This is a genomic window from Lancefieldella parvula DSM 20469 (assembly GCF_000024225.1).
GTDB lineage: Bacteria > Actinomycetota > Coriobacteriia > Coriobacteriales > Atopobiaceae > Lancefieldella > Lancefieldella parvula.
Genome location: NC_013203.1, coordinates 443755 through 458009 on the forward strand (window position 1 = coordinate 443755; position 14255 = coordinate 458009).

Sequence of the window (14255 nt, forward strand, 5' to 3'; positions counted from 1 at the left end):
CTTGCACAATTAATGTCTGGTTATCGGGGTACACTTTTAGTCTAAGAACGATTAACACAAGGATGGCGTAATGCAGATTGATCTTGAAGGTTTGAATCCTGCCCAGCACCAGGCAGTTATGACAACTCAAGGACCACTTTTGGTTCTTGCAGGAGCTGGTTCGGGTAAGACTCGCGTTTTGACATTTAGAATTGCGCATATGATTGCCGATGAAGGCGTTCGTCCTTGGCAGGTTCTTGCTATTACGTTTACTAACAAGGCTGCAGCAGAGATGCGTGAGCGTCTTGAGGCACTGCTACCTAACAATATTCGTGGCATGTGGGTCTGTACGTTCCACGCTATGTGCGTTCGTCTGCTCAGAGAAGATGGCGATCGTCTTGGTTATGGTCCCAATTTTGCTATCTACGATGATGACGATTCAAAGCGCCTGGTAAAGGCCATTTTGTCTGATTTGGATATTGACGTTCGTCAGTTCCCACTCAATTCTATTCGTTCTAAGATTTCTGCTGCTAAAAACGCGCTTTTGTACCCCGATGATGTTGAAGCTCAGGCGGCAAGTCCTATGGATCATGTGGTGGCTCGCGTGTATCGTGCGCTCCAGACGCGCTTGGATAAGGCCAACGCTATGGACTTTGATGACCTTCTCATTAAGGCGTTTGAGCTGCTCTCTAAGTATCCTGACGTGCTTGCCAAGTATCAGGAGCGTTTTCGCTACATTAACGTTGACGAGTATCAAGATACTAACGGTGTCCAATACGCAATTACCAAGCTCTTGGCGTCTAAGTATCGCAACCTTATGGTTGTTGGCGATGATGACCAGTCCATCTATTCATGGCGTGGCGCAGATATTAAAAATATCTTGGCGTTTGAGAAAGACTATGAGGAAGCAGTTGTTGTTAAGTTGGAGCAAAACTATCGCTCAACTGGTCATATTCTAGCTGCTGCTAACGCTGTTGTTGCGCATAATTCTCACCGTAAGCCAAAGCGCCTTTTCACCGATGAAGGTGATGGCGAGAAAATCCAGGTGTATCAAGCATCTGATGAGCGTGATGAGGGTGCATGGATTGGTTCTGAGATAGAAAAACTGCATGATAAGGGCATGTCATACGATAGCATTGCCGTGTTCTATCGTACTAACGCACAGTCTCGTATTCTCGAGGATATGCTGCTGAGAGCCGGTGTTCCTTATAAGATTGTCGGCGGCACTCGATTCTTTGATCGTGCAGAGATTAGAGACGTTATGGCATACCTTAAGGTTGTCGTAAACCCTGATGATGATATGGCTGCGATGCGCGTTATTAATACACCTCGTCGTGGTATTGGTGCAACCAGCATTCAGAAGATTCAGACATACGCACTGCATAATGGCTTGTCGTTTTTCTCGGCATGTGAAGCATGTGTGATGGAGGAAAGTCTTCTTACCGCAAAAGTAAGAAATGCATTGGTAGAGTTTACGTCTGCTATTGAGCATGGTCGTCATATTGACGGAGAGCTTGACGAGGTTGTTGAGGCAATCATTGATCGTTCGGGTCTCATTCGTGCGCTTGAAGCAGAGCATACCATTGAGGCTGATGGACGTATCGAGAACATTCGAGAGTTCTTTGGTGTTGCGGCAGAGTTTGACGAGTCTCACGATGATGTTGAAGAGACGCTTGAGAGTTTACAGCAGCTCAGAGAAGCGGGAGTACTTGACGCACAGGATGCTGCTTCATTGAATGCTACTGGTTTTAATGCTGCTACTGGTACGCTTTCTAGTGTTGCTGTTTCGCCAACTCCTACTTCTCAGGAAGAGAATCTACATCCTCAGGTTGTGGCGGAGAAGCTCCCTGCATTTATGGAATGGCTGGCGCTTCGATCAGACCTGGATAGTATGGATGGTTCTACCTCTGCGGTAACGCTCATGACTATTCATTCTGCAAAGGGTTTGGAATTCCCAGCAGTATTTGTTGCTGGCATGGAAGAAGGTATCTTCCCACACGCAAATTATGAGGCAGAGGCAGCTCAGCTAGAAGAAGAACGTAGGCTTGCGTATGTTGCTATTACGCGTGCGCGCAAACGTCTTTATTTGACGTATGCGTCTACGAGAAGAACGTATGGTTCTGTTCAGGCAAATCCAGTATCGCGTTTTGTCGGAGAAATTCCTCAGGAGCATGTTAAAGCTATTGGTGTTGGTTCTGCAGGCTTTTCTGGTGTTGGCTGGGCAAAGCGTGGAGATCGACATGGTACTTTTGGCTCTGGGCGTGGTTCAGAGGTCTATGGTGGAAACGTTTTTGGTTCCCGTACGCGCTCTACTGGAGGCTCTCAAGCCCCACGTCCAGCTCCTATTCAGAAAGATCCAGTTCGTGCTTCTGCAAGTTTTGCTGTGGGAGATCAGGTCTCTCACAAGACCTTTGGTCCAGGCATTGTTTTAGCAGTTCAGGGCGATACTATTGAGGTTAAATTTACGCGTACTAATAAGACAAAGAAGCTTATGAAGGGCTTTGCTCCGATAGTCAAAATTGAGGGATAGCCATGATGTTGATGCATGACGGTTTGATTTTGGACCTCACTCCACAAGATTTTATTTTCAAGGCAGTTATTTTTGTAGTGGTATTTTTCATTGCATTTTTGATTGAGCATTTTGCTGTAAAGCTTTCAAAAAAGGCCTTGGATTCATCCAAACTGCCGTCGGCTTCTATTTTTGTTAACATAATTCGTGGAATTATCTGGGCATTTGCTATTCTCGCCGTATTGCAGCCTGTTTTTGGCATTCAACCAACAGCGTTTGTAACTGCTTTGGGAGTCACATCCATTGCCTTTTCCTTTGGTCTGCAGGACACTATTTCTAACCTGGTAGGCGGTCTGGGCCTTATGCTGGGAGGTGTGGTCAAGCCAGGAGATCAGGTAAGCATCGGAAACATTTCTGGCGAGGTCATCGACATGAACTGGCGCACTACTATTGTGCGTGACCGTGGCGGTAAAGTGGATATCATTCCTAACTCTGTGCTCAATAAAACAGCACTTGTACATCGTACTAGGTGGGATGTGACTGAGGTTCCCGTAACCATTGTGCTTAAACCATCGGCAGATTTAGACGTAGTAACTCAAGAAATTATCGAAACAATTAAAGAAACCGTTGCGTCTCAGCTTGATAGAACATTTCCTATTGAGGTTGAGGCTGCAAGCATTGCTGACACTGGCATTACCGTTATTATTCACGTACACATTAAAGATGACGCGAATGATATGAGTGTACGAGACAAAATTGTAAGAGCCCTGGCTGGTTCCAGTTGGCTTGCGGGAGTAGGAGCCTAACATGAAAATTGGAATTATTGGAGCCATGGAACCAGAGATTGCATTGCTAAAAGAGCAGATGACTATTGAGCGCACTTATGAGCAGGCTCATATGCAATTTGTTGAAGGTCTTTTGGGAGAAGTTCCTGTAGTTGTTGTTCAGTCGGGGATCGGCAAGGTCAACGCTGCGGCATGTACACAGATTCTGATTGATACGTTTGCTGTAACGCATGTTATAAATACTGGTATTGCAGGACTTCTTAGTCCTGAACTGCAGGTAGGGGATATTGTTATTTCTTCTGATTTAGTTCAACACGACATGAACGTTGGTCCTCTTAATTATGCAGCTGGTCAAATCCCGGGTCTTCCGGTTTTCTCGTTTAAAGCAGATGAGAGTCTTGTTGAGCATGCTCTTACGTCAGTGCAGGAAGTAGCTCCTGAGTTGCAGGTTATTTCTGGTCGTGTTGCCTCAGGAGATCAGTTTGTAAGTTCATCAGAACTTGCTGACCACATTTACACAACGTTTGGTGCTGATTGCTGCGAGATGGAAGGCGCTTCAATTGCTCAGGTTGCTTGGCTTAACCATACGCCTTTTGTAGTAATTAGACTCATGTCTGATAAGCCCGGCACTACTTCAAGTGTTGATTATTTGACGTTTGAGCGTGAGTCGTCTGAGCGTTCTGCTCAAATTACTGCGGCTATCATCAAGAAGCTTTCTTAATAATTTGGATAACTCTTAATTTTCATAAGAGGGATTACTAAGTGTAAGAAATAACTTGCGCTGATTTTGCTATTCAAATGTTTTTAAACATGGTTAAACGATATTTCGATTATCATTGTCCCGTTATGAAAGTGGTTTGAAAGGTACTAAATGATAACCCTCGGACACTTTTTTGAGATGATAGTTGCCAATCCGTTTTTGGCCCTTGTCATTGTCCTTGTTTTTGGATGCATCTTTGTAAATGGTGCAACCGATGCGGCTAATGCTATTGCAGAGGCTGTTGGAACTCGTTCAATCAAAGTTAATAATGCAATTATCATGAGTGTTGTATGCAACTTTATTGGTTTGGTGGCTATGTGCCTCATTTCAACTGCAGTTGCAGATACAATCTTGGGCATGGTTGACTTTGGTAGTAACGATCATGAGGCTCTTGTTGCTCTTGCTGCAGGTTGTGTAGGTATTGTTACCTGGGCAGTGGGAGCCTGGGCTTTAGGTATTCCAACTTCTGAGTCACATGCACTTATTGCTGGTCTTACTGGTGCAGCGCTTGCTATCCATGGTGATTTTGGCGCTGTTAACTGGGGCGAATGGAGCAAGGTTTTAATTGGTCTGTTTTTTTCAACCACACTAGGCTTTGCTGCTGGTTGGATTATTGTTAAAGCAATTAATAAGCTTTGCGTCAATGTTAATCGACAGCATGCTGATGAAATGTTTGGTCATTTGCAGGTTGTTGGCTCAGCCTTTGTTGCAGCCATGCATGGTGCACAGGATGGCCAGAAATTTATGTCTATTGCTATGCTTGCAATTGCGCTTTCCGCTGGGCACGGAGTTGCTGGCGCAGATGCATTCCCGCTTTGGTTACAGGTACTTTGCGCTGCTCTCATGTCTATTGGCACTGCAATTGGCGGAAGAAAGATTATTAAAAAAGTCGGAATGGAAATGGTAAAGCTTGAGCGTTACCAGGGCTTTGCTGCGTCCTTCTCGGCGTCTGCATCTCTGTTGCTTTCCACGCTGACTGGTCTTCCTGTTTCAACAACTCATACAAAAATGACCGCCATGATGGGTGCGGGCGCGGCAAAAAATATTCGTTCAGTTAACTGGGGTGTTGCAAAAGAAATGGTTGCAGCATGGGTATTCACCTTCCCTGGCTGCGGACTTATTGGTTTTCTTTTTGCAAAACTGTTCCTGATGATTTTCTAAGTACGTATAACTATCTTTTACAAGTTCTATTTGAACCACTCAAATTTATTGGAGGATTCATGCTAGGTAAGCCAAAAGAGGACGTCTTCTACACCATGTTTCGTGAGTTTGGCGACAAAATTGTAGAAACCGCTGAAGAGTACGCGGTCATTATGGAAGGCTATCCTGAGACTGCTGCACGTATTCCTCAGATGAAGGTTTATGAGCGTGAGTGTGACGAGAAGGTCCAGCACATTATGAAAGAGCTTTACGCGTCCTTCGTTACTCCCTTTGAGCGTGAAGACATCTCAGATTTGGCACTTCGTCTTGACGACATTGTTGACGGAATGAACTCTGTTGCAGAGCGTCTTGATCTCTTTAACGTTGACGACACTCGTAAAGAGGCCATGCAGCTTGCTGAGCTTACTCTTCGCGCATGCAAAACGGTTCAGGAGATGCTGAGTATTCTGAGCGATTACAAAAAAGATCCTACCGTTATGGAGAAGGCCATTGCTGTTGGACACGTTGAGGACGAGGGTGACCTTATTTACCACAATGCTCTCTCTCGTTTGTTCCGCGATGAGATGCCTGGCCGTCACACTGTTGCTTGGCTTCGTATTTTTGATCGTATGGAGACAGTTTTAGATTCTTGTGACGATGCAGCAGGAGTTGTTCGCTCTGTTGTTATGAAGAATGCCTAAGTTCGTTTCTTGTAGACGATATATAAAGACTAAAAACTGCCTTCCACCGGGAGGCAGTTTTTATATTCTATTTTTGTCTGGTATTGGGGTTAAACTGTTTATATAAAAGAAAGTGGAGGTGCTATGAGCGGCTTCAAGCGTTTTTGCTACATACTCTATGTTTTAGCAAGTGTATTTGTGTTTTTAGCTCTTGCATTGACGTGGTTTGGTTCTTGGACTCATCAGGCAACCAGCCTCTTGTTTACCAAGCCATACCTTATTGCTCTTAACGTTTGTGCAGCTATTAGTATCTTTGGTCTTATTGTGGTTCTGTTTAGAGCTCTATTCATTAGAAAGACTGTAAAACTTATTGTTGCAACTGTTGAGGGCGGAACAATTTCCGTTACTAAAGACGCTATTTCTTCCCAAGCAGCACATATCATTGAAGAAGACGGAACTTGCCTTGCGCACCGTGTTAACGTGAAGATTTCTAAGAATAATTCTGTATCTGTACAGGTTGATATTCTTCCTAAAGAGCCTGTCGATGTCACCGCAAAGGGTTCTGAGTTCTATAGCGCTCTTCAGTCTGGTCTTGCTATTGTGTGTGGACCTTGTGTTTCTGACATTAATCTCTCTTTTATTAAGCCAAGTTCCTTCTCGCCAAAAGATGAAGAAGGTACGTCTCTACTTCAGTCAAAAGATGTTGTAGCAAAATCAGAGATTGTAGAAGAGCAAGCTTGTGACCAACTTTCTGAACAGGCCTCTGCACAGCAGACTGGTAAAGACATTCGGTTGAGCATTTCAGAGCCAGAGGCAAAGGAGGTCAAAGATAATGGATAAAAGCTTTTTTCAAAAGATGCAGGAGCAGTGCAAAAAATACGTCCTTGATCATCCTGGTGCTATTATTGGCGGATTTGCAGGTCTTTTGTTTGCAATTCTTTTGTTTACATTTGGTCTTTTTAAAATGCTAATTGTTGTATTGTTTGTACTGGTAGGAGTTGCTATTGGTCAGATTTTTGACGGAAAAGCAACTATTTTGGCAAAGATTCGTTCTTTATTCACGGATAGAAACTAGATAGGAGAGAGCTGTGGCAGAAGAGCTTACTAATTCACAAGAGACCACCTCTGAAGAAATTATTCCTGCGGAAGAAACAACAGATGTTCTCTCCGATGCAGATCTCGAGGATACAGATTCCCTTACTTTCTCTGGTGGAGTTGTTGAGAAGATTGTCTCACTGGCCTTGCGTGATGTTCCTAATGTAGTGGGTGCTCGTGGGAATTGGCTTAACAGGGTTCAAGACGTACTTGGTGCATCTGATACGGCTAAAGGTGTCACTGTTGAAGTATTGCCTGATAGTTCGCTAAATGTCACCGTTTCTGTTCTTATTAAATATGGCTCTTATGCTCCTCAGATTTTTGAAGACGTTAAGCATACGATTGTTGAGAAAATTACAGGTATGACAGGACTTGAAGTTTCTGGTGTTAGCCTGCGTATAGAAGATGTTTTGACTGACGAGGAATATGACCGCCTAAAACAGCGTCCGGAAGAGCCTGAACAGTTAGATAAAGAAGAGTAAAGCACACTAAAGTTTATACTGTTTTACGCCTTTATATTAATTGTTTGTCAGAAGATCAATTTCTTGTTTTAACTGGGAATGTTTACGTTCGCCGAATTTGCCAACCGTTTATCCAATAAGAGTGTTCTTCTCGCCATGGGATGTAAGAGAAGAACGACAATACTACTAAGTAGATAGTGAGTATCTGCATGAGTACCTTATTGGAGGTTGTTATGGAGCTCAAAGCTGATAAAAAAGTAATCGTCGAGCGTAATAACAAGGTTGTGTATGACAACGGAGACACAGTCGTTAAGGTGTTCAGCGGAAGCAAACCTTCTGCTGATATTTTGAATGAGGCTTTAAACCTCACTCGTGCTGAGCAGGCCGGTATTAACGTTCCATCTCTTGTAGAGATTAGTAAGGTTGGTAATTGCTGGGCCATTTCAACTAGAAAAGTTGAGGGTAAAACAATAAGGCAGCTTATTGAAGAGCATCCAGAAAAAGAGGATGAGTATCTCAATAAGTTTGTTAATATCGAGCTGGCTATTCATGCACATAAAGCACCACTTCTGACTCGTCAAAAAGATAAGTTCACCCGAATGATTAACAGCATTCCAGACATTCTTGATGAGGCTACAAGGTATGAGCTCCTGCTTAAGCTTGATGGCATGAAGCCTCATACTAAGGTCTGTCACGGTGACTTTGTACCTTCTAATGTTATTCTCGCTGAAGATGGCGCTCCCGTAATTCTTGACTGGGCACACGCAACTCAGGGCAATGGTGCTGCAGATTGCGCTACAACGTATCTGCATTTGCTTCTTCATGGTGATGAAGAGCTTGCCGAGAAATACATCAATCTTTATTGCACCAAGCAGGGATGCACGCGTCAGTATGTAAACGAATGGCTTGGCATTATCGCTGCAGCAGAGCTTGCACGCGGTCGTGTGAAAGAAACAGAATTCCTGCTTAAGTGGGTAAATGTTTTTGATGCAATGTAATTGGTTACAAGCACTTTAAACTAGCGTAGAAGAGCCTCGTCAGGGGCTCTTCTTTTATTACACTTCTTGCTTCCAAATAAAGAAATCACTGAGTTAGACAAGTTGGGACTCAAAGAGCTTTTGGGTTAGTGTTTGTCAAATTAAGAGCACACGATTAGAACATGTTCATTTGAGAGATTGTTAAACAATTTATTTGATGTTAGCGATATCCACGCTATAATAATTTTAATGGGGAGCTGGGAAATGGCCCGGCTGAGAGGCAGCACCTAATACTGCGACCCAAGAACCTGATCTGGGTAATGCCAGCGTAGGGAGCAAATGCCGTCCTTACGCACTATAAGAAGGAGGGCATATGAAAAAACTTTCTCAGTTTGCACTACAAGTCATATCCCTTACTTCTTTTCTTGCACTTTGGCAGCTTGTTATTGTTGTGGGAATTATTCCAAATTATCTAGTCCCAACTCCTATTCAGGTTGTATTTGCGCTGGTTAAGGATTTTCAGCTTCTTATGACACACACAGGAATCACGCTTCTAGAATCCTTTGTTGGTCTTGCTATTGGCGTACTTATCGGCTTCTTGCTTGCGGTCTTTATGGACTTCTTCAAAACGCTGGACAAATTACTTTCTCCACTTATCACCATTTCACAGACTATTCCTGTTGTGACCATTGCCCCGCTTCTGGTGCTCTGGTTGGGATACGGTCTTTTGCCCAAGATTGTTCTTGTAGCTATTTCAACGTTTTTCCCTATTACCGTGGCATTGAACTCAGCATTTAAAGCGATTGATCCTGATATGGTTGATCTGATGACCACCATGGGAGCCACTCGTATGCAGGTTTTTTGGCACGTCAAGTTGGCAGCTGCTGCACCACAGTTTTTCTCGGGGCTAAAAATGAGTGTGACTTACGCCGTAATTGGTGCAGTAATCGCAGAATGGCTGGGAGGCGATGCTGGTCTTGGCGTCTACATGACGCGCGTTAGAAAGGCGTTTGCCTACGACAGGATGTTTGCGGCAATCGTGGTGGTTTCTGCATTGTCGCTGGTGTTGATGAAGCTTGTAGAGCTTATTCAAAAGTGTGCGCTTCCTTGGGATACGTCTCAAAACGTCAAAGAATCTGCAAAATAGCCTTAACAAACTTAAAGAAAGAAGTGATTAAACGCATGAATGCATCAAATTGCAAGAGTATGACAAGAAAAGGCTTTCTAGCTGCGATGGGTTTCTCGACAGCAGGATTTTGCGCAGGTTGCTCGCTTGAACAACCATCTGCTCCGTCAAACGGTGGTAACAATGGCACGGGCCAAAATACTGGTGGTACTACAGAGATTACGTTTGCCCTGGACTATACGCCAAATACCAATCACACCGGCATTTATGTAGCTCAGGAAAAGGGCTACTTTGACGAAGTAGGCCTCAAGGTAACCATTCAGCAGCCACCCGCTGACGGTGCTGATGCGTTGATTGGTGCTGGTGGTGCCCAGATGGGTGTTACCTATCAGGACTATATTGCTAATAGTCTCTCGTCATCTAATCCACTACCGTATACTGCGGTTGCCGCTATCATTCAGCACAATCTTTCGGGCATTATGAGCCGTGAAGATGATCATATTGTTCGTCCGCGTGACCTTAATAACCATACTTACGCAACGTGGAATCTTCCTGTTGAACAGGCTACTATCAGGTCTGTTATAGAGTCTGATGGCGGAGATCCTTCAACGCTTAAGATGGTACCTTATGAGGTAGATGATGAGGTATCTGGCTTAAAAGCAAAGATGTTTGATGCTGTTTGGGTGTATGAGCAGTGGGCTGTTCAAAACGCTCGTGTTCAGAATTTTGCATACAATTATTTTGCCTTTTCAGCTATTGATCAAAACTTTGATTACTACACGCCAGTCATTGCGGCAAACGATGACTTTGCAAAAAAGAACCCAGATGCTGTTAAAGCATTTTTGAGCGCTACCAGAAAGGGTTATGAGTTCTGTGTTTCTAATCCTGACGAGGCAGCAGAGATTCTGCTCAAAGCTGTTCCAGAACTTGATGCTGATCTGGTCAAAGCCTCTCAGAAGTTCCTAGCCTCTAAGTATATTGACGACGCTGAGAAGTGGGGCGTTATTGATTCAGCTCGCTGGCAGCGTTTTTATAACTGGCTTAACAACCAAAAGCTACTAGAGAATAAGATTGATCCATCCGCAGGATTTACTAGTGAGTACCTTGGATAAGAAAATTACTGACATAACAGAAGGCGGCGCGATGGGCGCTCTTGGCGAGAAAAGCCCGGAGGCTGCACCTGCACATGAATCGCAGCAGAGCGCACCTGCGCTTGAAGCACAAAATCTTACGCTAGTCTGGGGTAACGGCCAGGTAGTTGCCAAAGATATTTCAATTGAGCTGCAACCAGGTACTATTACCTGCTTGGTTGGACGCTCGGGCTGCGGCAAGACAACATTGCTCCACGCGCTTGCAGGACTTTTGCAGCCGCAAGAGGGAAAAGTTCTGTTGCACGGCGCTGATATTACGGGGCATCCGGGACATATTGGCTACATGCTCCAAAAAGATTTACTTATTCCAAGTAAGCGTATCATTGACAACGTTGCGCTTCCGCTTGAGCTGAAGGGCATCCCACGCTTTGAGGCGCGTCAGAAGGCTCAGGAGATGTTGGAGCGCGGCGGACTTGAGCGTGTGGCTCAAAGCTGGCCTCACGAGCTCTCGGGCGGCATGAGACAGCGTGTCGCGTTTCTTCGTACGGCACTTATTGGTTCAGATATTATGCTGTTGGACGAGCCTTTCTCGGCGCTTGATGCACTCACACGTCGAGAAATGCGTGCATGGCTTATGTCTTCTGTGAAAGAGTTTGGTTTTTCGGTTCTGGTTATTACACACGATGTTGATGAGGCTGTTGCGATGGCTTCTCGCATTTACGTGATGGCGGGAAGTCCCGCACAGGGCGTGGTGACCAAGATTGTGGGTTTTGTTGAGCCTCAGGACTGCGTTGAGACAGTGGATACAGACTCAAGCCAAGATGCTGACCTAGCATCGTTTGATCTGAGCGATGAATTTTTGGCAGCCAAGCGAGAAGTGCTTTTGTTGTTAGGGTAGTTGCTTTGTACTTGTTGTTGGGGGATGTACGAGTTTCTCGCTTTAGTTTTTGATACAAAAAAGACGTGAAAGGTTTAACTCTCACGTCTTTCTTGTTAGCTTGATTTGCGTGCAAGGTTTGTTTATGCGCCGCGCTTACTCATTAAACTCGAGGAATGCGCGATATCCACGATACGCCTCGTAGATGTCGGCCTTGTTTGCAATCTCCCAAGGTGCGTGCATAGAAAGGACGGGAACGCCACAGTCGATGACGTGCATGCCGTATTTTGCCAGCATGTATGCAATGGTTCCACCGCCACCAGCGTCAACGCGACCAAGCTCAGCGGTCTGGAACTGAACGCCAGCATTGTCCATAATGCGACGAATTAAAGCAACGTACTCGGCATCAGCATCGTTGGAGCCGCCCTTACCGCCACTACCAGTAAACTTGTTGAATGCTAGGCCGTGACCCATAATGGCGGAGTTCTTGATTTCAAAGCTACTAGCAAAGTTAGGATCATAGCCAGCAGAAACGTCACTGGAGAGCATGTAGGAGTTAGCCATGCAGCGGCGCAGAGAAAGTGGAGACTCAAAACCGGCAAGAGCCAGAATCTCTGCCATGACATTTTCAAAGAAGAGGGAATTCATGCCAGTGGCTCCTACAGAACCAATCTCTTCTTTGTCAGTCAGGATAGTGACAGAGGTACGAGCAGGAGCATTGCATTCGAGTTGCGCAATTAGTGAAGGGTAGGAGCAGCTGCGGTCGTCGTGTCCATAGCCCAAAATCATGGAGCGGTCAAAGCCCATGTCGCGAGCAGGACCCGCAGGAACAATCTCAAGCTCAGCGGAGAGAAGGTCTGCTTCTTCAATGCCATAGAGGTCTTTCAAGATATTGATGACGTTAGCCTTAACAGCTTCTTTTGGTTCATCGCCTTCTATATCAGCGGGTTTCTCGCCATTTTGGCCCCAAATAAGTGGACGGTTGCCAACAATGAGGTCGAGCATCTCACCCTCGATGACCTTAGAAGCAGGTTTTCCAAGCTGCTCAGCGCTCAAGTGGATGAGAAGATCGGAGATACAGAAAACAGGATCCGTTGGGTCCTCACCAATGCATACGTTTACGACGCTACCGTTTTTAAGTGCAAGAACACCGTGAATTGCCAAAGGAATAGTGACCCACTGGTACTTTTTAACGCCACCGTAGTAGTGAGTGTCAAAGGTGGCAAGCTCATTACGCTCCTCAAGAGGGTTTTGCTTGACGTCTAGGCGAGGGGAATCGATATGAGCGCCAAGGATGTTAAGTCCCTCTTCCAGGGATTTGGTGCCAATCTGGATAAAGATGACGGACTTGCCGCGAATGTCTGCATAGACTTTATCGCCAGCTTTGAGAGTTTTACCCGCGGTAATAGCGTCAGAAAGTTTGACGTAACCTGCTGCCTCGGCAAGCTTAATGGCACTTGCGGCGCACTCACGCTCAGTTTTGTTCTTGGAAATAAAGTTTCTGTAGCCCTCGGTAAAAGACTGGAGTTTATCTAGGTCTTGTGAGGTGTACTTTTTCCAGGCGTTTGTGGTTTCCATACCCATCCTTTCTGTAGCAAACTCAGTGAGAGTTGCTGCTTGTGGTTACTATGTACATGAAAGTTTTGTTAGATGTACCGACCACTTAAATGTACCGTCAACTAGTTACTTCCGGTAGAGCTGCTAGAACCAGAACTGTTAGACCCGCTGTTAGAACTGTTGCCAGAGTTAGAGTTCTGATTTGATTCAGAATTACTGCTAGAGTTGTCTGTTCCAGAATTATTGCTGGAAGAATTATCCGACGAGTTACTAGAGTTACTAGAGTTATTTGAGTCGCTTTTCTTTTCCGAGCTAGACGAGCTGTCTGAACTGGTAGTTTCTGATTTTTTGGAGTCAGAAGTCTCGGAAGAATCCTTGGAATCGGTGGACTTGCTTGATTCATCGGTTTTCTCGCTAGATGAGTTGGAGTCATCTTTTTTATCTGTCGAATTACTTGTGTCCGCAGTTTTTTCTGTCACAACTGAGCTGGTACTAACCTTTGGTCCAAGGCCAGATCCGTTGGTGATAAAGTTCAGGAACATGGCATAAAGAATGACAGCAGTAATGGTAAAAATAATCGAGAGAATGGTTACAACAGTTAGTGCTCTTGTATGCTTACGCGATACTGTTGGCGTGCGATTTACCCGCGATGGCTGTCCCGCATGAGAGGCGGTGTTGGGATAGTAATTGTGAGAAGGTGCATATTGAGGTTGAGGCATGTATTGCGTGTTCTCTAGAGTACTTTGGTTGCTGTTAGGATATACTTGCTGGTCATACTCATTATTATCACTACTGCGGAATTTGTGCGTGGAGCGCCTAATAACGTTCTGGTAAATCTGTGAAGCAAATGCTGATGCGGCAGCACCAACAGCCACGCCGATAATCGAGCCAGCAACACCAATCTGGTTTGACAACATAAATGAAGTTACCGCAGCAAGCGAGGTTGCCAAAATTTGGGTAATTGAAACGCCCTTAAAAAGGCTAGGTTTTTCGTTGCCTGCTTCATTTGTAGGTTGAGCAGGCGAAGCAAATCGAGTTTTGTCTGCATCAAAGTGCTTATAGCTCACAAGATGCTCCTTTCTTTGAACTGATAGCCTACCTCATTTCTGTGAAGATGTAATGTTTCGTCGCTAAATCGCAACATCAGCTGGCAAGAAGCTTTGAAAAGGTAACGTCGATGCGACGAAACCTGTTTTTTACTGTGTAGATTTCTCGTGG

14 protein-coding genes and 1 riboswitch are annotated in these 14255 nt (G+C 44.9%); of the genes, 12 read left to right on the top strand and 2 right to left on the bottom strand.

Annotated elements, in window-relative coordinates:
* Positions 1 to 70: 70 nt before the first annotated feature.
* The 12 genes from APAR_RS01975 to APAR_RS02030 all read left to right on the top strand — a co-directional run bounded on the left by APAR_RS01975 (position 71) and on the right by APAR_RS02030 (position 11501).
* Positions 71 to 2509 carry an ATP-dependent helicase gene (locus APAR_RS01975; protein WP_012808471.1) on the top strand — a complete coding sequence of 813 codons (2439 nt, stop codon included), beginning with the start codon at positions 71 to 73 and terminating at the stop codon, positions 2507 to 2509.
* A gap of 2 nt (positions 2510 to 2511) precedes the next feature.
* Positions 2512 to 3294 (top strand): mechanosensitive ion channel family protein, encoded by a 783-nt coding sequence (locus tag APAR_RS01980; protein ID WP_012808472.1) that lies wholly within the window; start codon positions 2512 to 2514, stop codon positions 3292 to 3294.
* 1 nt (position 3295) lies between these two features.
* The gene (locus APAR_RS01985; protein WP_012808473.1) at positions 3296 to 3994 is read left to right on the top strand and encodes a 5'-methylthioadenosine/adenosylhomocysteine nucleosidase; all 699 of its coding nucleotides are present in this window, start codon (positions 3296 to 3298) and stop codon (positions 3992 to 3994) included.
* A gap of 150 nt (positions 3995 to 4144) precedes the next feature.
* A complete protein-coding gene (locus APAR_RS01990; protein WP_012808474.1) occupies positions 4145 to 5194 on the top strand; it encodes an inorganic phosphate transporter in 1050 nt (349 codons plus the stop codon).
* Positions 5195 to 5253: 59 nt separating this feature from the next.
* Positions 5254 to 5874: a DUF47 domain-containing protein gene (locus APAR_RS01995; protein WP_012808475.1), complete on the top strand. Its 621-nt coding sequence runs from the start codon at positions 5254 to 5256 to the stop codon at positions 5872 to 5874.
* Between the two features lie 123 nt (positions 5875 to 5997).
* Positions 5998 to 6693 (top strand): alkaline shock response membrane anchor protein AmaP, encoded by a 696-nt coding sequence (amaP, locus tag APAR_RS02000; RefSeq protein WP_012808476.1) that lies wholly within the window; start codon positions 5998 to 6000, stop codon positions 6691 to 6693.
* Positions 6686 to 6928, top strand: coding sequence for a DUF2273 domain-containing protein (locus APAR_RS02005; protein WP_012808477.1), 243 nt, complete (start codon positions 6686 to 6688; stop codon positions 6926 to 6928). The genes amaP and APAR_RS02005 overlap by 8 nt, the downstream gene beginning before the upstream one ends.
* A 13-nt stretch (positions 6929 to 6941) precedes the next feature.
* A complete protein-coding gene (locus APAR_RS02010; protein ID WP_012808478.1) occupies positions 6942 to 7430 on the top strand; it encodes an Asp23/Gls24 family envelope stress response protein in 489 nt (162 codons plus the stop codon).
* Positions 7431 to 7618: 188 nt separating this feature from the next.
* Positions 7619 to 8407 (top strand): phosphotransferase family protein, encoded by a 789-nt coding sequence (locus tag APAR_RS02015; RefSeq protein ID WP_245526060.1) that lies wholly within the window; start codon positions 7619 to 7621, stop codon positions 8405 to 8407.
* 219 nt (positions 8408 to 8626) lie between these two features.
* Positions 8627 to 8738, top strand: a riboswitch (TPP riboswitch).
* Between the two features lie 21 nt (positions 8739 to 8759).
* Positions 8760 to 9533 (top strand): ABC transporter permease, encoded by a 774-nt coding sequence (locus APAR_RS02020; protein WP_012808480.1) that lies wholly within the window; start codon positions 8760 to 8762, stop codon positions 9531 to 9533.
* Positions 9534 to 9568: 35 nt separating this feature from the next.
* Positions 9569 to 10624, top strand: a complete 1056-nt coding sequence (locus tag APAR_RS02025; RefSeq protein WP_012808481.1) for an ABC transporter substrate-binding protein — start codon at positions 9569 to 9571, stop codon at positions 10622 to 10624.
* A 31-nt stretch (positions 10625 to 10655) separates the two neighbouring features.
* Complete coding sequence (locus APAR_RS02030) at positions 10656 to 11501, top strand: ABC transporter ATP-binding protein (RefSeq protein WP_012808482.1); 846 nt, start codon at positions 10656 to 10658, stop codon at positions 11499 to 11501.
* A gap of 135 nt (positions 11502 to 11636) precedes the next feature.
* Here APAR_RS02030 and APAR_RS02035 read toward each other — a convergent pair whose 3' ends face one another.
* Both APAR_RS02035 and APAR_RS07360 read right to left on the bottom strand, forming a co-directional pair.
* Positions 11637 to 13058: an aminopeptidase gene (locus APAR_RS02035; protein WP_012808483.1), complete on the bottom strand. Its 1422-nt coding sequence runs from the start codon at positions 13056 to 13058 to the stop codon at positions 11637 to 11639.
* Positions 13059 to 13159: 101 nt separating this feature from the next.
* Positions 13160 to 14104, bottom strand: coding sequence for a hypothetical protein (locus tag APAR_RS07360; protein WP_012808484.1), 945 nt, complete (start codon positions 14102 to 14104; stop codon positions 13160 to 13162).
* Positions 14105 to 14255: the final 151 nt, after the last annotated feature.

Excerpts from the sequence above, each read along its gene's own strand:
- APAR_RS01975 (WP_012808471.1), top strand. The coding sequence starts at position 71 with ATGCAGATTGATCTTGAAGGTTTGAATCCTGCCCAGCACCAGGCAGTT.
- APAR_RS01980 (WP_012808472.1), top strand. The coding sequence starts at position 2,512 with ATGATGTTGATGCATGACGGTTTGATTTTGGACCTCACTCCACAAGAT.
- APAR_RS01985 (WP_012808473.1), top strand. The coding sequence starts at position 3,296 with ATGAAAATTGGAATTATTGGAGCCATGGAACCAGAGATTGCATTGCTA.
- APAR_RS01990 (WP_012808474.1), top strand. The coding sequence starts at position 4,145 with ATGATAACCCTCGGACACTTTTTTGAGATGATAGTTGCCAATCCGTTT.
- APAR_RS01995 (WP_012808475.1), top strand. The coding sequence starts at position 5,254 with ATGCTAGGTAAGCCAAAAGAGGACGTCTTCTACACCATGTTTCGTGAG.
- amaP (WP_012808476.1), top strand. The coding sequence starts at position 5,998 with ATGAGCGGCTTCAAGCGTTTTTGCTACATACTCTATGTTTTAGCAAGT.
- APAR_RS02005 (WP_012808477.1), top strand. The coding sequence starts at position 6,686 with ATGGATAAAAGCTTTTTTCAAAAGATGCAGGAGCAGTGCAAAAAATAC.
- APAR_RS02015 (WP_245526060.1), top strand. The coding sequence starts at position 7,619 with ATGAGTACCTTATTGGAGGTTGTTATGGAGCTCAAAGCTGATAAAAAA.
- APAR_RS02020 (WP_012808480.1), top strand. The coding sequence starts at position 8,760 with ATGAAAAAACTTTCTCAGTTTGCACTACAAGTCATATCCCTTACTTCT.
- APAR_RS02025 (WP_012808481.1), top strand. The coding sequence starts at position 9,569 with ATGAATGCATCAAATTGCAAGAGTATGACAAGAAAAGGCTTTCTAGCT.
- APAR_RS02030 (WP_012808482.1), top strand. The coding sequence starts at position 10,656 with ATGGGCGCTCTTGGCGAGAAAAGCCCGGAGGCTGCACCTGCACATGAA.
- APAR_RS02035 (WP_012808483.1), bottom strand. The coding sequence starts at position 13,058 with ATGGAAACCACAAACGCCTGGAAAAAGTACACCTCACAAGACCTAGAT.